The following is a 20881-nucleotide window of genomic DNA, read 5'->3' as shown; positions in this document are numbered from 1 at the left end:
TTAAGCGCCCAGTGTTTTGCTGATCGCTTCAATAACCCGGTCAGACTGGAACGGTTTAACGATGAAGTCTTTTGCACCAGCCTGAATTGCATCAATAACCATTGCTTGCTGCCCCATCGCAGAACACATAATTACTTTTGCATTCGCATCAATTTTTTTGATCTCTTTCAGTGCAGCAATTCCATCCATCTCAGGCATCGTAATGTCCATTGTGATCAGGTCAGGACGAAGCTCTTTAAACTTTTCAACGGCTTGTGCGCCATCCGGTGCTTCTCCAACAACCTCATACCCGTTTTTGGACAAAATGTCCCGGATCATCATTCTCATAAATGCAGCGTCGTCTACGACTAAAATTCGGTTTGCCATCTTGATTCAAGTCCTCCCTAAATTGTGCTTATTGTAATTTTTGAATTCGGTCCCATTGGCTTACGATATCTATAACACGAACACCAAAGTTCTCATCGATAACAACGACTTCTCCCTTGGCGATCAATTTGTTATTGACCAAAATATCGACAGGTTCTCCCGCTAACTTATCCAGTTCGACAATCGAACCTTGTGATAATTCCAAAATATCTTTAATTTGCTTCTGGGTCCTTCCTAATTCTACGGTGACTTTAAGGGGAATGTCCATCAATAAATTCAAATTGTTCTCGTCAACCTGACCATAAGACCCATTTTGGAAATTCGCAAATTGAACAGGCTGTACATTCACATTCCTATTTGGTACACCGCCATAATGTTGAGGAACACCATAAGGTTGCTGCGGAGGCATCCCATATGGTTGTTGCGGTGGCATCCCGTATGGCTGCTGTGGCGGCATGCCTTGAGGCATCCCCATCGGCGCTTGTTCATATCCACCGTAGTCCGGAACAGGCTGCTGTGGTGCCTGTGGAGGCGTCTGCTGCTGAACTGGCGGCTGTTCCATAACCGGCGGCGGTGTTGGAGCCGGTGGCGCAGCTGGCGCAGGTGCAGGCTCAGGAGTTGAGGCCACAGGTGCACTGGCTGTAGATTCTTGAGCTCCTCCTATTAACATATCCACCATATTTTTAGCAAAAGGTACAGGGAGAAGCTGCATCAGATTTGAATCTATCAGATCCCCTACTAACAGACGAAACGAAACTTGAATAAGTGTTTCATCTGGCGGCAGATTGGTAACGCCCTCTCCACTTTCCAAGTTGAGAATATCGATCCCTGGAGGCGAAATATTAACAAACCGGTTAAAGATGGTCGACATCGATGTAGCAGAAGATCCCATCATCTGATTCATCGCTTCCTGGACCGCACTGATATGAATTTCATTGAGCTCTTCGTCGGCCGGATTCCCTTCACCGCCCAGCATTAGGTCGGCAATAATTTGCGCATCTCTCTTTTTAATAACCAAAGAGTTAATACCCTCGAATCCATCAACGTAGTTCACATGAACAGCAACATGCGGTTTAGGAAAAGCTTCTTCAAACTGTGTCCGGCTAATAATCGATACTTTAGGTGTTGTAATATCTACCTTGAGGCCCAGCAGCGTGGATAACGCTGTGGCAGCACTGCCAAATGTAATGTTACCGATCTCCCCCAAGGCATCCTGTTCGAGCTCTGTCAGAAAATCATCTACTGTCTTCTGAACAGGTTCGGAACTGGTTAAGGATTCAGACTGCCTTAGCAAAGCGTCGATCTCTTCCTGGGATAAATAATCCTTACTCGTCAAATTCTTCAACTCCTTCGGTGACAATTTGATCTATTTGTACAGCCACACGATCCTTTATGGTTCCTGGACTTCCGAGATACTTCAGTCTGTCACCAACTTTGATGGAAAGCCCTTCTTCTACCGGTTTATTCAGTGTGATGACATCGCCAACCGATAATCCTAAAAATTCAGCAATCGAAATTCTGGATTCGCCAAGCTCGGCTACAATCGGTAATTTGGCTTTATTCACACGTGTTTTCAACGCATCGTATTCTTCCGGAGCTCTCGTTTTCTTCTCCGAAACAAACCACTGATGTGTTGATAACCGGGACATAATAGGCTCAAGAACGACATGTGGTATACACAAATTGATCATGCCCGTGGTGTCACCAATTTTGGTGCTAAGCGAGATTAACGCAATCGTCTCATTGGGCGACACAATCTGCATAAACTGCGGATTGGTCTCCAGCGCTTCCAGTCTTGGCGAAATATCCAGTACCGTTTTCCACGCTTCCTGCAAACTCTCGAAGGCCCGGCTGAATATACGCTCCATAATCGTCGTTTCAATCTCCGTCATGCTGGCAATTTTGGTTGGAGCATTACCTGTACCGCCCAGAAGACGATCCAGCATCGCATAACCCACGTTGGGATGGACCTCCATCACCATTCTCCCCTGCAATGGCTCTGCTTCGAAAATGTTCAAAATCGTCATTTTGGGAATAGAACGAATAAACTCATCATAAGGCAACTGTTCTACCTGAACGACATTGATCTGAACGAACGTCCGCAGCTGGGCCGAAAAATAAGTGGTGAGAAAGCGCGCAAAGTTCTCGTGTATACGAGTCAGGCTTCGAATGTGATCTTTGGAGAAACGCACTGCCCGCTTAAAATCATAGGATCTGATTTTCTTCTGAGTCTCTTCCTTTTTCAGTTCCTCTGCGTCCATTTCACCTGAAGAAAGGGCTGCTAAAAGGGCGTCAATCTCATTCTGTGATAATACATCCACCATGTCCTCACCCCCTTACATGTCTACAGCGTGTTCTGTTCATTACATTGGTGCAATAACAATGTCTGAAATGCTGGTGCTTTTCAAGTTTGGCTCAGGCAACGCCTCATTAATTAGGCCTGTCAACTTCTCATTAAATTGTTTCATACCTTTGGCCGTATTCAATTCCTCAGCCTTGGTGTCAGCAAGTGCCTGAATGATAATGGGCTTCACCGTAATGCTTTGAATTTTATCAAAATCTTCTTTGGCTGTTTTATCAGATAACCTGAATGAGAAACTTACCATAATAATACGATCAGGATCAGCCAGATTCGTTTTAATTTGTGGAAGCTCTGACGATACTTCTACGATTTCATCCGCAGTCATCTTTTTTTCTTCAGCAGCCGCTGCTGTATGTGTATTGTCGTTCTTGTCTGGCTGTAACTTCATCAACACAAAAACTACGACCACAATGAGTGTGATTGCAAGCAATGCAGTTGCAATCCAGGGCATCATCTTTTTCATCAGGACTCCTCCGTTTGCTGCACTTTAATCGTGGCCGCCTGCACTCCAATTTCACGGTTGTATTCTTTGATCTTGGAAATCACTTCATCGGCTTTTTCAAGCACAATCAGTCGTTTTCCTGTTACCAGAGTAATATACGTGTCCGGCGTCTCTTCTACAATCTCGACCATCAGCGCATTTAACCACATGGGAGAACCATTTAACCGCGTAACCGAAATCATGCTAAGCCCCCTCAATCAGAGTGGAGGAGCATGCTCCTCCACCATTATAAAATTATTAATCCGTTATTAACGTTTCAGGTTAACAACTTCTTGAAGCACTTCATCAGACGTTGTAATAATCCGGGAGTTAGCCTGAAATCCACGCTGTGCCACGATCATTTCGGTAAACTCACTTGTCAAATCTACATTTGACATCTCAAGCTGACCTGCAATGATTGCTCCTGTTCCATTCTCCGTACTGTTTGCAGTCACTGGCTCAAGTTCTCCATCAGGATTGGCATTCGCTGTCATACGGTACAGGTTTCCGCCGATTTTTTCCAATCCCGAAGGGTTAACCACTTTACCAATACCCAGTTGGACACCTGCTTCGGTTGTCCCATCAGCCATCGTCTGGTTAATTGTTCCGTCCTGTCCAATCGTAAACGAAACAACATCATCTCCAAGCGTTATGTTTCCTCCCCCACTATCCAGTACAAATAATCCGTCAGAAGTGACCAGGTTGCGGGCTGAATCCACATGGAAATCGCCTGCACGAGTCAAGTAAGGTACTTCTTGGTCTTCACTCAGACGAACCAGAAAAAATCCATCTCCGTTAATCCGCAGGTCGGTTGGATTATTTGTAGTCATTGGGCTGCCTGCCAAGTGTAATGTATCGATGGAACCTACAGAGACACCTAGACCGATTTGTTTTGCATTGACACCGCCATTTGTATCAGTCGGAGCAGTTACACCAGAAGTCGTTTGGCTCATAATGTCTTTGAACATCACTCGGCTTCCCTTAAATCCAACGGTATTTACGTTGGCGATATTATTACCAATGACATCGAGTTTTGTTTGAAAACCCCGCATCCCGGAAACGCCTGAGTACATCGATTTCAACATTTTATAAAATCCTCCCAGCCTTAATTTGGTTTACCGCGTCAATCGGTCAGCGGCATTCCGGCTCCCGAGAAGGGCCAGCCGGTTAAGAAATAATTACGGCACTATCGATCTGAGTAAAAACGTTATCCCTCATGCTTTCACTGTCCATCGCTGTAACTACGGTTCGATTTTTGACATTAACGATAAAAGCCATATCCTGCATCAAAATCAAAGATTCTTTGGCTCCTTTGGCAGCAGCCTTGTCCAGCGCTGTTCCAATCTGTTTCATCTGTTCCGACTTCAATTCAATCCCACGCTGTTCCAATCGTTTAGCCGCGTGATTACTGAGTTTAAGCAGATTACTTTCCAGGACTTCTGCGAAAGGCTTAGCAGGAGCATTCTCTGTCTCTCCCGTTCGTGGTTTACGAAGCACCCCTGGAGTAACCGGTCCTGTGTACATTTGTCCAACGGTTATGCGATCACTCATATCGTTTGCTCACGATCCGCGGCATTTTGCGTCTCGTTGCCAGCTGTACCATTAGCATCATTTGAATTCCCGGCATCATTCTGTACATTCTGCACAGAGGTTTCATCCTCGTCAGCCTGCTTTGCACGATTCACCTGAATGATCTCATCCAGCTTGATCTCATCCTTGCCTACCTGGGCATACTGTACACCGTCTCGCACAATAATCGAGTCAACAATTCCTTGACGAAGTGTACCGCTGTCAGCTTTATCCGCAGAAAGCCAGCTGATCTCCATGCCAATCATACCGGATACAGCTCCAAGTGACTGATTTAACGTTTTAAGCTGAGACGAGATATTCACCAGTTGTTCCACGGAACTGAACTGAGCCATTTGGGCTATGAACTCTTTGTCTTCCATCGGTTGCATCGGGTCCTGATTCTGCAGCTGGGTAATCAAAATTTTGAGAAACTGATCCTTACCAAGCTCTTTCGTTGCAGGATTTGTTGTCGCTTTGTTGGCAGCCGAGTAATTGGGCCAAACATTATTTGTAGAAATAGATTCATTTGCCATAGATTCACCTCATTCCTGTTTAAGCCTCTGCACTGAATGAATCACGTTTAATATCGCCGTCCTCCACTTGCTCACTACGCCAGTTGCGCAGCTCCTCCTGAAGGCTTGCTGCTGTTACAGCTTCATCGTTCTGCTCTCCACGTTCACGGGAACGCCGTTGCTGTTGAGACTGACTTCCTTGTTGACGTCCACCATCCTGATACATCTCTGATCCAAGCGAGCTGTTCTGGGTTACTTCAAGCCGTTCTACTTGAATTCCCTGAGATTGTAACGATGAACGCAGCTGCATCATCTGTTGCTCCAGCATATCTTTGGCCATCACATGCTCTGTCATAAAGCGTGCAACCAATTGTCCGTTTTGCAACGTAATCTGCACATCCAATTTGCCCAAATGCTCAGGCCGAAGTGAGATCGTAGCCTCGGAAAATCCTTTTTGCTGCACAACATCCAGTTTGTTTACCACAAATTTTGTCATTTCTTTAGCAAAAAGGGATGCTTGCATAACAGGTTCTGCCGGTTTGCCTGCAGCTGTACCTGAGCTGCGTAAGGACAGCTCTCCAGCGGTTACGATAGAGGTGTTATGATTCTGTACGTCCGCATCAGAAGTCTGAACTGAATCCGTCCTAGCCGTATTTACCGTTTGAACAGGCTGATCTTTCGCTGCACTGAATGTATCCAAAATCGTTCTGAGTTCAGCCCAGCCTTTTTTACCATCGGTTTCAACACCCGCCTGTTTCAATTGAGCTTGCAGCTCTTGTAGCAGTTGTTTGAATTCAGGAGCAGATTGCAAGAATGAACGATCTGGTTTCTTGACCTCCGCTGCGAGCTGAGTCAGCAAGTCCTGAAGGACAAAACGTACAGCTGCTGGATGCTGAGAGAGCTCCATAGCTGATGCAGACTTAACCGCATTAGCCTGATCCTCAGCATTATCGTTCGAAGAACCTTGCTGCTTGCTGTTCGAGTTATTGTTTAACAGGGCGTACAACTGCTGAATTAACGTTTGAAGACCTTCAAGCAAGGCTGGATCATTTTCCAAAGCTTCTTCCAATGCATCCAGATCACCAAAAAGTTTCTTCAGCTTATCACTCAAATCCAGTTTGTCTGTATCCGCAAACAAGGAACTCAATGTCTCATTTAAAGAAGAGTCTTCTCCTTCATTTTCGGAAGCAAAAGTAAACACAAGCGGATTAGCCGTCTGACTTGCCGCTCCATTTGCAGGATCGGTGCCTTGACCATTCCCCCCTGCCCCAGCCAATGATTGTGCTAGCGTCTGCAGAAACTCGCCACCAGTTGTAGCAGCATCTTTGGACTGTGCACCAGACGCTTGAGTTGAACCAGAAGCTTTCCCGGCTGAAGCTGTGGAGTTCATTTGAAATACAAGTGACATTTTTTCACCTCCCTCCTTTACCGTTCAGATTCTACCGTTATTTATTGCCCATCAGCCGATTCAAAACTTTAGCTGTCTCGACCGAATCTTCCTTGGACATATTTTCCAGCAATTGTGAACGAGTTGCATCATTAACTGAATTCAGTATTGTCAGTGTTTTGTCTGGACTTATTTTGTAGGTTTCCAGTAACAACTTGGCACCACTGGACGCAGACATGGAGGCAAAGGTCTGACTTAACTGGTTTTTGTCCAGATTTTTGCTGTTCGTCGCTGTTGTTGTAGATGCGGCTGCAGTTTCCTTTTTCAATCGGGATTGCAATGCATCCACTGCCAGATCCCCTGAAGGTTTCGCATCCTTCATCATCATCGTCACATCTGCAGCGGTTTTCGGGTCCATTTTCTCCAGCACCTTCGTGCGTGCCGTGGACTGCATCGCACTTAACATCAGCACCATTTCTTCATTCGTCATATTTTGCAAAATCGGCGCAGCTTTACTTGGACTCATATCCGCATACATTTTGGCCAAACTTTTAATTTGCTTCTGATAATCACTTTCCGTTTCCGGCTGTGCCGTTGCCGCCGTTTCAGCAGCCTTTTGGGCATCATCCAGTTTTTTTTGCAAATCAGCCGTTTTCTGTGTTTCGGCGGCTGCTGCTTCTTTGGCTGCTTTGATCTCTGCATCTTTGGCCGTAACTTGAGACTTCAGCTTCTCAATCGTTGCTTCAGCGCTTTCTACCTGCTTTTCCGAGCTTTTCAGCTTTTCCTTCTCGGGGTCCAGCACCGGATCAGGCACCCAGTTCTTTACAAAAGGAATTTTCTGGGCAAGTTCAAGTGCATTATTCCGAATATCTACATTAAACAGGGTAAGCAGTACACCTAGCAGTACAACGGTAAATACAATTGGAATGGAAATCATGAGAAACTTTTCCCATCCATTCCCGGACTCTTTTTCCATATCAGTGTCGTTTACAGCCACCGTTTATTCCTCCTTCACGAGACAACTTCGCGTCCGGCTCACATATCAGTTCGCGCGTCCGGCCTTGGCAGCGAAGCGTACAGTAGCCATCTCGTCCAGATCGTTCTGTTCCCGGAGGAGCATCTCCTGCTGAAATCTGATTTTGGCCTTATCTCTCGCTCCAAGCCACACTTTTTCGTCTATTACCTTTCCATTCAGAAAGGTCTGATTCCGCTGCACATTAACCTGAGCATGCTTGACATCACTGCTCTTTCGTGAGATACATTCGTCCAGGTGATATGCATAACGCTGCAGCTCCTGTAAACTGGATGCTGATGCACAACTCTCTGCAGAAGATTGAATAATTTCCATCAGACTGTTCCGATCATTGATTAATTGCATCAGATGTTCTTCTTCCGTCTGCAATTTACCAATAGCCGAAGATAACATCCACTCTGCCTGTGTCTTCTCATTGCTCTTCAGGTCAACAACCTTCTGGAAATGATATCGAAATTTCATCGTTTACCCATTCATCTCCTTGCAAACTCTAGAATCAACCGCTCCTGTACCTCACTCAACGTTGTCTTTTCATCAACCTTCTGCTTCGTAAACTCCCAAATATGATCAATCTGGTCCATCGCTTCATCTATTGCGGCATTTGATCCACGCTGATAAGCACCGATGTTAATCAAATCTTCTGATTCCTTATACACGGCCATGAGACGTTTCATATTGTTTACCGCTTCAATCTGTTCTTCAGGAGCTATATCCTTCATGACACGACTGATGCTGGCAAGCACATCTATTGCAGGAAAATGTCCTTTATTGGCTATCGCACGGTTTAACACAATGTGACCATCCAATATTCCACGCACCGCGTCTGCAATCGGCTCGTTCATGTCATCCCCGTCAACCAGTACAGTATAAAATGCTGTAATCGAACCCGTTGGTCCTGTGCCTGCACGTTCCAGCAGCTTGGGCAGACTTGCGAATACCGAAGGGGTATATCCTCTCATTGCAGGCGGTTCACCTACAGCCAGGCCCACTTCTCTTTGCGCCATCGCATAGCGGGTAACAGAATCCATCATCAACATGACATTCATGCCCCGATCCCGGAAATATTCCGCAATCGTTGTTGCAATAACGGCCCCCTTGATTCGGATCAAGGCAGGCTGATCTGATGTTGCCACAATGACCACAGAACGCTCCAGACCTTCCGGTCCCAGATCCCGCTCAATAAAGTCACGCACCTCACGACCACGTTCTCCGACAAGTGCAATCACATTGACATCCGCTGCGGTATTCCGGGCAATCATGCCCATCAATGTACTTTTACCAACACCTGACCCGGCAAAAATACCAACCCGCTGCCCTTTGCCTACCGTTAGCAAACCATCGATTGCCCGGACACCCACACTCATCGTTTCAAGTACACGTGGACGATCCATCGGATTTACAGGTGTATTGGAGGTAGAGTACATCGGCATTCTGGAAGGTAGCAACGAACCATCAAGCGGCTGTCCAAGTCCATCCAGCACTTTACCGAGAAGCTCTGAGCCCACCTGCACTCCGAGCGGCTTCCCTGTACCTACGACGTCACAGCCGGGGCCGATTGCTTGAAGCTCCCCTAGCGGCATAAGCAGCACTTTGTTATCCCGAAACCCCACGACCTCAGCCTGAAGCGGCTTGGCAGATTTTCCGGGGTAGATGTAACATACATCACCGATGCTGGCATCAGGGCCTTCGGACTCCACCATCAGCCCTATCACCTGAGTTACTTTGCCGTTAATCCGAACAGGATCAAATTGCCGCAGATGCTCCATATAACGCTGTGAACTAAGAACTTTCATGTTGATGTTTTCGCTCCTCATCCTCAAGTGCTATGCGGATCAGTTCTTTTTTTATCTCGGCAAGCTGTGTATCAATCCGTGCATCAACACTCCCGAAGGCAGAACGGATAACACATCCTTTATCCTTAACCGTTGCATCTGGCAGAATCTGCAGCTCTGCTTGCGAATCAATTGAGAGAGCCAGTTCTTCCCGTGCAGCTTGTACAAAAGAAAACTGTTCAGGCGCCACACAAAGTGTAATCTGTCCCTGTTCTCTTTTTCTTGATAAACTCTGACGTATCAGTTCGAGTGTTTGTTCAGGCTCCACCGTCAGCTGCTTGTCAATAACTTTCTCCGCAATGCCGCACGCAAGTTCAACAAGGAAAGGCTCTGCTTCCTGAATAATCTGATCTTTGGCAACATAGGCTTCCTGAAGCACCTCTTGTGCTTCTCTCATCATCTCTTCGATCTTCACCTGGAGCTCTACTTCAGCTTGTGCTCTTCCTTCTTCAAACCCTTGCTGGAAACCTTGAGAGCGCAGAGCCTCAGTCAGATGCTCATCCTGCTCTCGTTGTTCCTGCCACCAGCGATCAATCTGTTCCCGGGCTTCCTGAAGCATTCGTTCTGCTTCTTCTGAAGCGTCACGCACCTGCTTTTCCGCAAACTCCTTGGCATCCTCCAGCATCTCGGCAGTAAGACGTTCTGTCTCTTCATCCACTCGTGCACGAAGCACTTCTGCTTCGGAAACTGCAGCTTCGCTCCCATCCAATCCAGACTCTTCTTCACTACCGTAATAATGATGATTTTCGAGCCTTTTATGGTCTTCGACAGGAACGTACTGGAAAGATTTAATCAAATTAGACAATGATATCATCTCCTCCGCCACGTGCGATAATGATCTCACCGGCTTCTTCCAGTCTGCGGATTGTACCTACGATACGTGTCTGAGCTTCCTCCACATCACGCAACCGTACAGGCCCCATAAATTCCATCTCTTCCTTGAATGTTTCGGACATGCGTTTCGACATATTCCGGAACACAGCCTCCCGCACTTCCTCGCTTGCCACTTTGAGTGCAAGCTGCAGATCGGCATTGTCGATATCCCGGATAATACGTTGAATGGAACGATCGTCCACATTGACAATATCTTCGAAAACGAACATGCGTTTTTTGATCTCTTCTGCCAGCTCCGGGTCTTGAATCTCGAGGGAATCCAGAATGGTACGTTCTGTTCCCCGATCGACACCATTCAAAATCTGAACGATGGATTCGATACCACCAGCATTCGTGTAATCCTGCGTTACTGTTGATGATAGTTTCTGTTCCAGCACACGTTCCACCTGTGAAATAACTTCCGGCGAAGTACTGTCCATAACCGCTACTCTGCGAGCGACTTCAGCCTGTTTCTCCTGAGGTAGAGAAGACAGAATCGCCGCGGCCTGCTCAAATTGCAAATAGGACAAGACAAGAGCGATCGTTTGCGGACTTTCATTCTGAATAAAGTTCAAAATCTGGTTCGGATCTGCTTTACGTGCAAAATCAAACGGTCTGACTTGTAGTGTAGCGGTCAACCGATTAATAACTTCAAGCGCTTTGGTCGAGCCGAGCGCCTTCTCCAAAATTTCTTTGGCATAGTTAATACCGCCTTGAGAGATATACTCTTGTGCCAAACAAATCTGGTGAAACTCGGACATGATCAGGTCCTTCTCCGAAGCATCCACCTTACGTACATTGGCGATTTCCAATGTTAGCTGCTCAATCTCCTCGTCACGTAAATGCTTGAAGATTTGCGCTGACACTTCCGGACCTAACGTAATTAACAAGATTGCTGCTTTTTGTCTTCCAGTCAATGTTTGACTTCCTGCTTTTGCCAATGTGTTCACCTCTATTCGTCAGCCAGCCACGTACGCAGCAGATTGACGAATTCGTCCGGCTTTTTCTTGGCCAAACTCTCCAATTGTTTGCGCACTTGACTTTCGTTCGTCACACTGTCCAGTGTAATGGACGGGAACTCTGTTGCTACTGGAAGCGGAATATCCTCTTCTTCCTCAATTTCATTTTGTTTACGACGACGACGCACTAACAGGATTACGACTGTAGCAATCAAAGCTGCAATCAACGCCCCGCCACCCCACATCATTGCAGGTGTCAGCTGGAAGCCTTTATTGGCATCAGCAGCCGTTGCGAACCCTTGTGACATGACTGAAACTTTTTTCGTCAAATCTGCGTCTGTTATTGTAGTACCTGAATCTGCCAATGAGGCACGAACGATATTCACCAGAATATTTTCAATAGCATCACGAACCGGCTGCTGCAATTCGGTTTGTCCTGCAGGCGGTTCAACCGCGACGTTAATGGTTAAATCTTTTACAGTATATGGGCTTGAAATGATATCTCTGGCAATTCGATTTACTTCATAATTAATCGTGCTGGATGATTCCTCTGAATTCCCATTGCTGTTTGTATCTGAGGAAGGATAACCTGGAACATCCTGTTGACCGGTCCCTGCGACACCACCGGACGGTGTAGCTCCTCCTGTATAGCTTTTTTGAATCTGCTGCACGCTGATCTCGATGCCCTTCATGTTCTCTTGATCCACAGGTGTAACCATATTTTCTTTGCTGGTCACCTTGTCAAAATTCAGTTTCGAGGCTACGAGCACGTTAACCTTGTCCTCACCTACAATTTGAGAAAGGAACTGTTTAACGTTGTTCCGCACATCACTTTCAAACTTTTTCTGTAGAGCCATATTTTCCTGAACTTCAGATGACAACCCACCACTGCCACCGCGAGCCGTCGGAATGAGCTCAGCCTCATCCGTGTTGGTGATGGTGATATTTTCAATCGGCAGGTTCGGGACAGCCGTTTTAACCAAATTAAAGTATCCGTCTACAGCTGCCTGGTTCGGATGATAACCGGGTTTGAACTGAAGTGCTACGGAAGCCGAGGCTTTGTCCTGCTCTTCCAGACCTGCAAAGATGTTATCTTTCGGCATGTTAACAAGCACTTTGGCATCCTGAATTCCCTGCATTCGCTCAAGAAGCTTTTCAACTTCTCCGTTTAATGCATTGTTATACTTCACATCAAACTCTTTATCTGTCATACCAATCGGCGATGAAGAACTTTCAAATGCTTTATAACCGAGCGAACCATTTTGAATAATGCCTTGAGATCCGATATTAACTTTCGTCAGCGCTACATCTGTACTGGGCACAGAGATGCTCTTTCCATCCGCACTGAGCTTGTAAGGAATATTGGAAGAATTCAGATAATTGATTACACCAGCTGAATCGCTTGCATTTAAATCAGTGAACGCAACTTCATATTCTGTTTTGGATAACTGCATGGTCAGAACGACTGCTGCCAAAATCAGAAATAAGAAGGTTGAAATAAATAATGTTTTTTGCTTCTTGCTAAAGCTGTTCCAGTACTGTGATGCCTTGTCTCTGTACTGGGCAATTCTCTCATTCACTCTGTCACCCCATCCGAAACTTTGCTTAGTCTGTCCTTCCACAAGGCCTTAGCGTTCCATTAGCCTGTATGAGGAGCAGCATCGCAGCTGCTTGTCGTAATGATCAGCGCTATTGTCTGCGCAAGTGTTTCTTATAACTGTGTGCGCATAATTTCCTGATAAGCCTCAACCACTTTATTTCGAACCTGAGAGGTCAGCTGCAGACTTAACAAGGCTTGTTCTGAAGCAATCATCACCTGATCTACATTCGCCTTGCCGATCAAAAATTGATTAGACATTTCATGCGCTTGGGACTCCTGTGCAGCGACAGACCCTAACGCATTTTGTAAATATGTACCGAAGCTCTGAATGCTCTCGGCTGGTGTAGAAGGTTTATTTTCAACAGTGCTTTTCATCTGTAACTGCTGGGCACCTTGAATGTTGAACATATTATTCTGAATCATGAATGTCCCTCCCCTTATCTCCTGGTTTCAATGGTTGTCGAAAAATGCAACAGATTAAGATCTACCGATCTCCAAGGCTTTGGAAATCATCGCTTTGGTTGAATTCAGTGCTGTAACGTTTGCCTCGTAAGAACGCGAAGCCGAGATCATATCGACCATTTCCTTCGCAATATCCACATTCGGCATATAGACATAACCTTCTGCGTTTGCGTCAGGATGAGTAGGATCATAGACTGGCTTGAGTGGTGACTGATCTTCTCGAATTTCGGTTACTCTGACACCGTCACCCGTTCCTCCACCTCGCATCTGATTTTGCAGCATTGTACTAAAGGACGTTTTATTCGGCTCCAGTACAACCATTTTCCTTTTATAAGGAACTGCAACCCCGTTAACCATGCTCGCGCGCGTGGTTTCCGCGTTTGCTATGTTGGATGAGATGACGTCCATTCGTAACCGTTGAGCCGTTAGGGCCGAAGCACTGATTCCAAAACTGTTACTAATATTCAACGATGTTATCTCCCTTCTACGCCGATTCGCATCATTTTAATCTGTTCGTTGACTTGCTGGATATAAGCGTTGTAACGCAATTGATTGTCCGCCAGAAGGCTCATTTCCCGATCAATATCCACGTTATTCTGGTTGTTATTCATGGAGGTGGACTGGTCCATATTGACTACTGGCGTTGGTATAGAAGAGGAAGGACCTATGACAAAATGCCTTGGATCCGTTACTTTACCTTTGAGAACAGGCAGATCACCGTTCATCTGTTCCTGTAGCATTTCTTCAAAAGAAACGTCTGAGCGCTTGAAATACGGGGTATCGGCATTCGCGATGTTGTCAGCAATCGTTCGTTGTCTGATGTTCGACGCATCGAGTGCACCTTGCAATCTTTTAAAACTGATATCATTTAAAAGATTCACGATATCCCTCCTCTCTTTAGAATTTATGGTAAAAGATTGAATCTTTTTACGCGAAATTGCTATATGTTTTTTCGACAAAAACATTCGTCTTTATACGTTTTTCTAGGACTTTGGTAGAATTAACTCTGATGTTGTCGTATAACATAAGTTTCTTCGAGATTGGGATATATTACAATAAGAAAAAAGCCCTATCTTTTCTGAAAGAGAGGGCTTTTTGTGTGTTTTCTGTAAATTATGAATTTTTTCGTAAATATTCAGTCCCAAATCAAAAATGTGTTAACAATGTTGAAATACAAGCTCAAACATTTTTAAAATAATTGTGATTCTGTAACTCGCTGTTTCTCATGAAGCAAGAGGTAATCACATGCATTTCGGAAGCTTGACTATTTGTTGGTTTTAGCATTTTTTACCGCTATATTAGGGTTTAGAGCTACTAGAGAGTGTATCTCAAATGAAGTTTCTTCTACGTCGCTTGACCCTTCTTCATAGAATAATCGTCTGATCTACATTTCTTCCTCAACACTTTCTTAACAATTACATTTACTGTTTCTAATTGATGTCTGGCAAAAATTTAGCCGCTTCTCATTTTTCCGCAAATCAACAATTTGCGTAAATGCGCAAGTTTTTTCAATGCTTCGCATGAATAATAAATGCAAATTAAATAATTAAAATTCTTTTAATGGAAATGAATGGTTTTGTTTTTGTGTGAATAAACCACCATTCCTCTGCCCTTTGCCCTGATTAGTCTGCGGCACAAGTCCTACTTTTCAGTCTATTCAATATGTTACATCTCTTATATCGGTGTATCTCCAAGAAAGATTTAGTCATTCATAAAAATAAAAAAGTATGTACCGAAAAACAGGACCTTCTCCATGTCATCCGCAAGAGTTCACAGATAATTAGAAAATGTCTGTTCCGATACATACTCATTAGCTAACCATACGTTACAGCTTATTGGCTAGCCGGCCGCAATAAACTCGCTTTATCACCAAACATAAGAGGCTGTTACAAAATATACTGACTCAAATCACGATCAGTTGCGATATCATTTAACTTCTCCCGCACATACTCAGGTGTAATCACCATATGCTCGAGCGTAAGCTCAGGAGCTTCAAAGGACAGATCCTCCAGAAGTTTCTCCAAAATGGTATGCAACCGGCGAGCACCGATATTTTCTGTGTTCTGGTTAACCGATTCTGCCAATTTGGCGATCTCTCGAATCGCTTCATCGGAGAACTCGATTTCGATATTCTCTGTGCGCAGCAAATCCACATACTGCTTCGTTAATGCATTCTGAGGTTCTGTCAAAATAGACACAAACTCATCCAGTGAAAGGCTATTAAGCTCTACCCGAATCGGGAAGCGTCCCTGAAGCTCAGGAATGAGATCTGAAGGTTTGGCCACATGGAACGCACCAGCCGCCATAAACAGAATATAATCCGTTTTGACCGGACCATACTTGGTCATCACCGTCGAACCTTCTACGATTGGAAGAATGTCACGCTGTACCCCCTCACGCGATACATCCGGGCCACTTCCACGTCCTTGGCTCGCCACTTTATCAATCTCATCAATAAAAATAATGCCTGTCTGTTCTGCACGTCTTATGGATTCCTGAGTCACATCATCCATATCAATCAATTTACTTGCTTCTTCCTGAATCAGCACTTTACGCGCTTCCTTGATCGCCAGTTTGCGCTTCTTCGTACGACGCGGCAGCAAGCTGCCAAACATCTCCTGCATGTTCATACCCATCTGATCATTGCCTTGACCAGCAAACATATCCATCATGTTTGGAGTATTATCCTCCACATCAATCTCGATGATGTCATCTTCCAGTTTACCAGACAGCAAATCAAATCTAATTTTGCGTCGGCGCTCTGCCACTCCTGCATCAGGTTCCGGCTCGTCTTGCTCATTAGCAGCATTCCCCGCATTGTTGTTGCCAAAAATCATTTCAAACGGATTACGCTGATTTTTGGACTTGGACTGGGAAGGGGCCAGGATATGTACAATGCGCTCGTTCGCCGCTTCTTCCGCTTTGTCCTTCACCTTTTCTGTACGCTCAAGCTTCACCATACGCAGTGATGTTTCGATCAGGTCACGGACCATGGACTCCACATCACGGCCCACATATCCTACCTCTGTGAACTTGGTAGCTTCCACTTTGACAAAGGGTGCACCCACCAGCTTGGCAAGACGGCGGGCAATCTCTGTTTTACCTACACCTGTAGGGCCAATCATCAGTATATTTTTAGGCACAATGTCGTCCTGTGTGTGTTCTGGCAAAAGACTGCGCCGATAGCGGTTACGAAGGGCTACCGCCACTGATTTTTTCGCCTGTTTCTGACCTACAATATATTTATCCAGTTCCGCAACAATTTGTCTTGGCGTTAAAGCTTGCGTATTCATATGCTTCCCTCCTGCATGTAAGTTAACGTTCAAGTACTACAAGAACAAAGAATCTCCTTAACGTAAGCCAGAGCAGATGAAACATCTTGCCCCTGTACGGGAGATTTCTTTGTTTTTTTACAATTCTTCCACAATGATATTACTGTTCGTATATACACACAGCTCAGAAGCCACCTGAAGGGATTCGCGTGCGATGTCCTTAGCTTCCATCTGTACAGCGTGACGTTTCAGCGCCCGCGCAGCAGACAGTGCAAAATTACCGCCTGAACCAATCGCGATGATATCATCATCCGGTTCTATAATCTCGCCACCGCCTGAAATAAGCAGCATACCCGTTTTATCCATGACGATCAGCAGTGCTTCAAGCTTGCGCAAAATGCGGTCCTGCCGCCAATCCTTTGCTAGCTCCACAGCAGCCCGCTGCAGATTACCGTGATGTTCTTCGAGCTTACCTTCGAATTTTTCAAACAACGTAATTGCATCAGCCACAGAACCTGCAAATCCGGCAACAACCTGTCCGCGATATAAACGTCTCACTTTTTTGGCTGTATTTTTCATAACAACGCTCTGGCCCATCGTTACCTGACCATCACCTGCAATCGCCGCCTTGCCATTATGACGGACAGCACAGATCGTTGTCGCATGAAATGACATATCCATGATATCTGCCTCCTCACGAATAATTTATACGCGTTCTGGAACGGTTAGACCTTCGGAAGCAGCAAACTTGGCGATTCCATCCAGGGCACGCTTGGCAAGTGCTTCATTTTTTTCTTTTTTGTTGCGAATTTTAGTTTCCAGTTTCGGAAGCAAACCAAAGTTTGCGTTCATCGGCTGAAAATGCTTGAAATCAGCTGTTGTAATATATTGAGCCATGCTTCCTAGCGTTGTTTCCACTGGAAGTACAACCAGTTCCTGACCAAGTGCCGCTTTGGCCGCATTCATGCCTGCAATCAGACCGGATGCCGCAGATTCAACATATCCTTCCACCCCTGTCATCTGACCGGCAAAGAACAGATTCGGGCGATCTTTGAACTGATACGTCGGACGCAGCAGCTTCGGTGAGTTAATAAATGTATTTCGGTGCATTACACCATAACGTACAAACTCCGCATTCTCAAGACCTGGAATCAGAGAGAATACCCGTTTTTGTTCGCCCCATTTCAGGTGGGTCTGGAAGCCAACCAGATTGTAGAGCGTTCCCGCCGCATTATCTTGTCTGAGCTGTACTACGGCGTGCGGTAATTCACCTGTATGCGGGTTAACCAGACCTACCGGCTTCATAGGTCCAAACAAAGCCGTTTGTTTTCCACGCTTCATCATAACTTCGATCGGCATGCAGCCTTCGAAATAAATTTCCTTTTCAAACTCTTTGAGCTGAGCAACCTCGGCGTTAATAAGCGCTTCATAGAAAATATCGAACTCTTCTTCTGTCATCGGACAGTTCAGATAAGCCGCTTCTCCTTTATCGTAACGGGAGGCGAGGTATACCTTGTTCATATCAATCGAATCTTTTTCAATAATCGGTGCTGCTGCATCATAAAAATAGAAATATTCCTCACCCATCAGTGCCTTGATCTGCTCGGACAACGCTGGTGAAGTGAGGGGCCCTGTAGCTACAACGACAATGCCATCTTCAGGCAGCGAGGTCAACTCTTCATTCACCACTTCAATAAGCGGATGCTGATGCAGTGTGGATGTAATTTCCCCCGAGAAGCCATCACGGTCAACCGCCAAAGCACCTCCCGCTGGAACAGCATGACGGTCAGCAGCGCCCAGAACCAAAGAGTTCAGCATTCTCATTTCTTCTTTCAAGACACCTACTGCGTTAGCCAGCCCATTGGCACGCAGCGAGTTGCTGCAGACCAGTTCGGCAAATTTATCCGTATGATGAGCCGGTGTTTTGACAACCGGTCTCATCTCATATAGTTTAACGCGTACACCTCGGCTGGCAATCTGCCAAGCTGCTTCTGATCCAGCCAGTCCGGCACCAATAACCGTTACTTGTTGTTCACTTGTCAAAATCATTTACCCCCATCATATGCTAATCCGCTGACTCATCTTCCGTTTCTTCCACCGGCTCCTGATGATCACATGAAGTACATTGTAATTTGGTTCCTTTTTTGTTTCGTTTCTCTATCATTAAAGATCCACAGCTAGGACAAGGCTTGGCGGAAGGTTTATCCCAGGAGACGAAATCACATTCAGGATACTTGTCACATCCGTAGAATATACGTCCTTTTTTACTGCGACGTTCCACAACATGCCCTTCTTTACATTTCGGACATGTTACGCCGATATCCTTGATGATCGGTTTGGTATTACGGCAATCCGGAAAACCCGAGCACGCAAGAAACTTCCCGAAACGCCCCAGCTTGTAAACAAGCGGTTTGCCGCACTTTTCACATATCTCATCGGATACCTCGTCTTCAATCTCAATCTCTTTCATTTCTTCTTCGGCAAACTCCAGCCGCTTTTCGAAAGATTCATAGAATTCGGCGAGAACTTTAACCCAGTCTTCGGAGCCTTCCTCTACATGGTCAAGATCACCTTCCATGTTCGCGGTAAACTCAACATTCAGAATTTCCGGGAAAAACTCTTCCATCTGCTCGATAACAAGCTCTCCGAGCTCGGTCGGCATAAACTTCTTTTCTTCGATCGCAACATATCCGCGCTTCTGAATGGTCTCCAGTGTTGGCGCATATGTACTCGGTCTGCCTATGCCCAATTCTTCCAGTGTTTTAACAAGCCTTGCCTCCGTATAACGCGGCGGTGGCTGCGTAAAGTGCTGTTTGGGCTCAATTTCCTGCTTTTCAAGCACATCTCCACTTTTGAGCGGAGGCAGCAACCGATCTTCCTCGGTGGTACCATCGTCATTGCCCTCAACATACACTTTCATAAAACCCTGGAAGCGGACTTTCGAACCCGCCGCCCGGAAAATGGTATCTCCTGCAGCGATATCTACCGAAAGTGTATCGAGAATAGCCGAGGACATCTGGCTTGCTACAAAGCGTTCCCATATAAGCTTGTATAATCGGAACTGGTCACGACTCATAAAGGATTTAATCGAATCCGGATCACGCAGTACGGAAGTTGGTCTGATCGCTTCGTGTGCATCCTGAGCATTGGAAGCCTTTTTGGAATAATTGCGCGGGCTTTCCGGTGCAAAGGTCTCTCCGTATTTGCCAATGATATATTCCTTGGCTTCTTCCTGTGCTGAAGCCGCAATACGGGTCGAGTCGGTACGCATATACGTGATCAGACCGACTGTGCCCTCTTTTCCAAGGTCTACACCCTCATAGAGCTGCTGGGCAACCGACATCGTTTTGGAAGCCCGGAAATTAAGTTTACGCGCCGCTTCCTGCTGCAGGGAGCTCGTTGTAAATGGCGCAGAAGGATTACGCGTACGCTCTTTTTCTTTCACTTCCTTGATCGTAAAGTCAGCGCCCTCAATCTGTTTGAGAATAGCCTGTACTTCTGCTTCACTTCCCAGCTCGGTCTTGGTGCCGTTTAATTTGTGGAACTTCGCTTCAAACGGATTACCATCTGCACTCAGTTTGGCCGTGATGCTCCAGTATTCTTCCGGCTCGAATTCATCAATCTCGTTCTCACGATCCAGAATAATTTTGACCGCAACCGATTGAACCCGCCCTGCGGACAAGCCCTTTTTTACTTTCTTCCATAATAGTGGACTGATCTTATAACCCACAAGCCGGTCCAGAATACGTCTGGCTTGCTGTGCATTGACAAGGTCCATATTAATTTTGCGTGGCGTTTTGAATGCGTCCTTAACCGCCTGCTTCGTAATTTCATTAAATACAACCCGGCAGTCGGCCGTGTCATCCAGTTCAAGCGCATGTGCCAGATGCCAGGCAATTGCTTCTCCTTCACGATCGGGGTCGGCTGCGAGATATACTTTTTTGACTTTCTTGCGCGCATCCTTGAGTTCCTTCAGTACTGAACCTTTACCGCGGATCGTAATATATTTCGGATTAAAATCGTTCTCTACCTCAACGCCGATCTGACTCTTTGGCAAATCGCGAACATGTCCCATTGAAGCTTTCACGATGAACTTGCTGCCCAGGTATTTGCCAATCGTCTTCGCCTTTGAAGGCGACTCCACGATTACGAGTGCATCCGCCATAGGTTCAT

The 20881-nt window shown here is 45.8% G+C and carries 22 protein-coding genes; all 22 read right to left on the bottom strand.

Going from position 1 to position 20881, the window contains the following annotated elements; all coding sequences use genetic code 11:
- Nucleotides 1-366: a response regulator gene (locus HNR77_RS02030; RefSeq protein WP_090923862.1), complete on the bottom strand. Its 366-nt coding sequence runs from the start codon at nucleotides 364-366 to the stop codon at nucleotides 1-3.
- Nucleotides 367-394: 28 nt separating this feature from the next.
- Nucleotides 395-1702 carry a flagellar motor switch phosphatase FliY gene (gene fliY / locus HNR77_RS02025; protein WP_184180272.1) on the bottom strand — a complete coding sequence of 436 codons (1308 nt, stop codon included), beginning with the start codon at nucleotides 1700-1702 and terminating at the stop codon, nucleotides 395-397.
- Nucleotides 1692-2690 carry a flagellar motor switch protein FliM gene (gene fliM / locus HNR77_RS02020; RefSeq protein ID WP_184180269.1) on the bottom strand — a complete coding sequence of 333 codons (999 nt, stop codon included), beginning with the start codon at nucleotides 2688-2690 and terminating at the stop codon, nucleotides 1692-1694. The genes fliY and fliM overlap by 11 nt, the downstream gene beginning before the upstream one ends.
- A gap of 39 nt (nucleotides 2691-2729) precedes the next feature.
- Nucleotides 2730-3191, bottom strand: a complete 462-nt coding sequence (locus HNR77_RS02015; protein WP_111270011.1) for a flagellar basal body-associated FliL family protein — start codon at nucleotides 3189-3191, stop codon at nucleotides 2730-2732.
- Nucleotides 3191-3412, bottom strand: coding sequence for a flagellar FlbD family protein (locus HNR77_RS02010; protein ID WP_056700597.1), 222 nt, complete (start codon nucleotides 3410-3412; stop codon nucleotides 3191-3193). The genes HNR77_RS02015 and HNR77_RS02010 overlap by 1 nt, the downstream gene beginning before the upstream one ends.
- A gap of 66 nt (nucleotides 3413-3478) precedes the next feature.
- Entirely contained in the window at nucleotides 3479-4294 is an 816-nt protein-coding gene (gene flgG / locus HNR77_RS02005) for a flagellar basal body rod protein FlgG (RefSeq protein WP_111270010.1), read from the bottom strand.
- 82 nt (nucleotides 4295-4376) lie between these two features.
- A complete protein-coding gene (locus HNR77_RS02000) occupies nucleotides 4377-4760 on the bottom strand; it encodes a TIGR02530 family flagellar biosynthesis protein (RefSeq protein WP_145402784.1) in 384 nt (127 codons plus the stop codon).
- Nucleotides 4757-5311, bottom strand: a complete 555-nt coding sequence (locus tag HNR77_RS01995; protein WP_184180266.1) for a flagellar hook capping FlgD N-terminal domain-containing protein — start codon at nucleotides 5309-5311, stop codon at nucleotides 4757-4759. Before HNR77_RS01995 ends, HNR77_RS02000 begins: the two co-directional genes overlap by 4 nt.
- A 19-nt stretch (nucleotides 5312-5330) precedes the next feature.
- On the bottom strand, nucleotides 5331-6698 hold the full coding sequence (locus HNR77_RS01990; RefSeq protein ID WP_184180262.1) for a flagellar hook-length control protein FliK: 1368 nt from the start codon (nucleotides 6696-6698) through the stop codon (nucleotides 5331-5333).
- Nucleotides 6699-6735: 37 nt separating this feature from the next.
- Nucleotides 6736-7674 (bottom strand): MotE family protein, encoded by a 939-nt coding sequence (locus HNR77_RS01985; protein ID WP_289373938.1) that lies wholly within the window; start codon nucleotides 7672-7674, stop codon nucleotides 6736-6738.
- Between the two features lie 45 nt (nucleotides 7675-7719).
- Complete coding sequence (gene fliJ / locus HNR77_RS01980) at nucleotides 7720-8172, bottom strand: flagellar export protein FliJ (protein WP_184180260.1); 453 nt, start codon at nucleotides 8170-8172, stop codon at nucleotides 7720-7722.
- Nucleotides 8173-8183: 11 nt separating this feature from the next.
- Nucleotides 8184-9503, bottom strand: coding sequence for a flagellar protein export ATPase FliI (gene fliI / locus HNR77_RS01975; protein WP_184180257.1), 1320 nt, complete (start codon nucleotides 9501-9503; stop codon nucleotides 8184-8186).
- The gene (locus HNR77_RS01970) at nucleotides 9490-10347 is read right to left on the bottom strand and encodes a FliH/SctL family protein (protein ID WP_184180255.1); all 858 of its coding nucleotides are present in this window, start codon (nucleotides 10345-10347) and stop codon (nucleotides 9490-9492) included. The genes fliI and HNR77_RS01970 overlap by 14 nt, the downstream gene beginning before the upstream one ends.
- The gene (gene fliG / locus HNR77_RS01965; protein WP_145402788.1) at nucleotides 10340-11356 is read right to left on the bottom strand and encodes a flagellar motor switch protein FliG; all 1017 of its coding nucleotides are present in this window, start codon (nucleotides 11354-11356) and stop codon (nucleotides 10340-10342) included. Before fliG ends, HNR77_RS01970 begins: the two co-directional genes overlap by 8 nt.
- An 11-nt stretch (nucleotides 11357-11367) precedes the next feature.
- Nucleotides 11368-12954, bottom strand: a complete 1587-nt coding sequence (gene fliF / locus HNR77_RS01960; RefSeq protein WP_184180252.1) for a flagellar basal-body MS-ring/collar protein FliF — start codon at nucleotides 12952-12954, stop codon at nucleotides 11368-11370.
- 131 nt (nucleotides 12955-13085) lie between these two features.
- On the bottom strand, nucleotides 13086-13397 hold the full coding sequence (gene fliE / locus HNR77_RS01955) for a flagellar hook-basal body complex protein FliE (RefSeq protein ID WP_110893165.1): 312 nt from the start codon (nucleotides 13395-13397) through the stop codon (nucleotides 13086-13088).
- A gap of 54 nt (nucleotides 13398-13451) precedes the next feature.
- Nucleotides 13452-13904, bottom strand: coding sequence for a flagellar basal body rod protein FlgC (flgC, locus tag HNR77_RS01950; RefSeq protein WP_184180249.1), 453 nt, complete (start codon nucleotides 13902-13904; stop codon nucleotides 13452-13454).
- 5 nt (nucleotides 13905-13909) lie between these two features.
- Nucleotides 13910-14317 (bottom strand): flagellar basal body rod protein FlgB, encoded by a 408-nt coding sequence (flgB, locus tag HNR77_RS01945; RefSeq protein ID WP_111270000.1) that lies wholly within the window; start codon nucleotides 14315-14317, stop codon nucleotides 13910-13912.
- Between the two features lie 1005 nt (nucleotides 14318-15322).
- A complete protein-coding gene (gene hslU, locus HNR77_RS01940; protein WP_184180245.1) occupies nucleotides 15323-16729 on the bottom strand; it encodes an ATP-dependent protease ATPase subunit HslU in 1407 nt (468 codons plus the stop codon).
- A 117-nt stretch (nucleotides 16730-16846) separates the two neighbouring features.
- Entirely contained in the window at nucleotides 16847-17389 is a 543-nt protein-coding gene (gene hslV / locus HNR77_RS01935) for an ATP-dependent protease subunit HslV (RefSeq protein ID WP_111269998.1), read from the bottom strand.
- A gap of 24 nt (nucleotides 17390-17413) precedes the next feature.
- Nucleotides 17414-18757, bottom strand: a complete 1344-nt coding sequence (trmFO, locus tag HNR77_RS01930) for an FADH(2)-oxidizing methylenetetrahydrofolate--tRNA-(uracil(54)-C(5))-methyltransferase TrmFO (RefSeq protein WP_397365927.1) — start codon at nucleotides 18755-18757, stop codon at nucleotides 17414-17416.
- Between the two features lie 16 nt (nucleotides 18758-18773).
- Nucleotides 18774-20873, bottom strand: a complete 2100-nt coding sequence (topA, locus tag HNR77_RS01925) for a type I DNA topoisomerase (protein WP_184180239.1) — start codon at nucleotides 20871-20873, stop codon at nucleotides 18774-18776.
- Between the last annotated feature and the right edge of the window lie 8 nt (nucleotides 20874-20881).

The sequence above is a fragment of the Paenibacillus sp. JGP012 genome, from assembly GCF_014203995.1.
GTDB classification, from domain to species: Bacteria; Bacillota; Bacilli; order Paenibacillales; family Paenibacillaceae; genus Paenibacillus; species Paenibacillus silvae.
The sequence above is the reverse complement of the archived record's forward strand: the minus strand, read 5'-3'. Positions and strand labels throughout refer to the sequence as shown.

Bases quoted from the DNA above. Each gene is read 5' to 3' on its own strand.
- hslU (WP_184180245.1), bottom strand. From the start codon at position 16,729: ATGAATACGCAAGCTTTAACGCCAAGACAAATTGTTGCGGAACTGGAT.
- trmFO (WP_397365927.1), bottom strand. From the start codon at position 18,757: ATGATTTTGACAAGTGAACAACAAGTAACGGTTATTGGTGCCGGACTG.
- HNR77_RS01995 (WP_184180266.1), bottom strand. From the start codon at position 5,311: ATGGCAAATGAATCTATTTCTACAAATAATGTTTGGCCCAATTACTCG.
- topA (WP_184180239.1), bottom strand. From the start codon at position 20,873: ATGGCGGATGCACTCGTAATCGTGGAGTCGCCTTCAAAGGCGAAGACG.
- fliM (WP_184180269.1), bottom strand. From the start codon at position 2,690: ATGGTGGATGTATTATCACAGAATGAGATTGACGCCCTTTTAGCAGCC.
- flgG (WP_111270010.1), bottom strand. From the start codon at position 4,294: ATGTTGAAATCGATGTACTCAGGCGTTTCCGGGATGCGGGGTTTTCAA.
- fliI (WP_184180257.1), bottom strand. From the start codon at position 9,503: ATGAAAGTTCTTAGTTCACAGCGTTATATGGAGCATCTGCGGCAATTT.
- HNR77_RS02030 (WP_090923862.1), bottom strand. From the start codon at position 366: ATGGCAAACCGAATTTTAGTCGTAGACGACGCTGCATTTATGAGAATG.
- HNR77_RS02000 (WP_145402784.1), bottom strand. From the start codon at position 4,760: ATGAGTGATCGCATAACCGTTGGACAAATGTACACAGGACCGGTTACT.
- HNR77_RS01990 (WP_184180262.1), bottom strand. From the start codon at position 6,698: ATGTCACTTGTATTTCAAATGAACTCCACAGCTTCAGCCGGGAAAGCT.
- HNR77_RS02010 (WP_056700597.1), bottom strand. From the start codon at position 3,412: ATGATTTCGGTTACGCGGTTAAATGGTTCTCCCATGTGGTTAAATGCG.
- HNR77_RS02015 (WP_111270011.1), bottom strand. From the start codon at position 3,191: ATGAAAAAGATGATGCCCTGGATTGCAACTGCATTGCTTGCAATCACA.
- hslV (WP_111269998.1), bottom strand. From the start codon at position 17,389: ATGGATATGTCATTTCATGCGACAACGATCTGTGCTGTCCGTCATAAT.
- fliE (WP_110893165.1), bottom strand. From the start codon at position 13,397: ATGATTCAGAATAATATGTTCAACATTCAAGGTGCCCAGCAGTTACAG.
- fliJ (WP_184180260.1), bottom strand. From the start codon at position 8,172: ATGAAATTTCGATATCATTTCCAGAAGGTTGTTGACCTGAAGAGCAAT.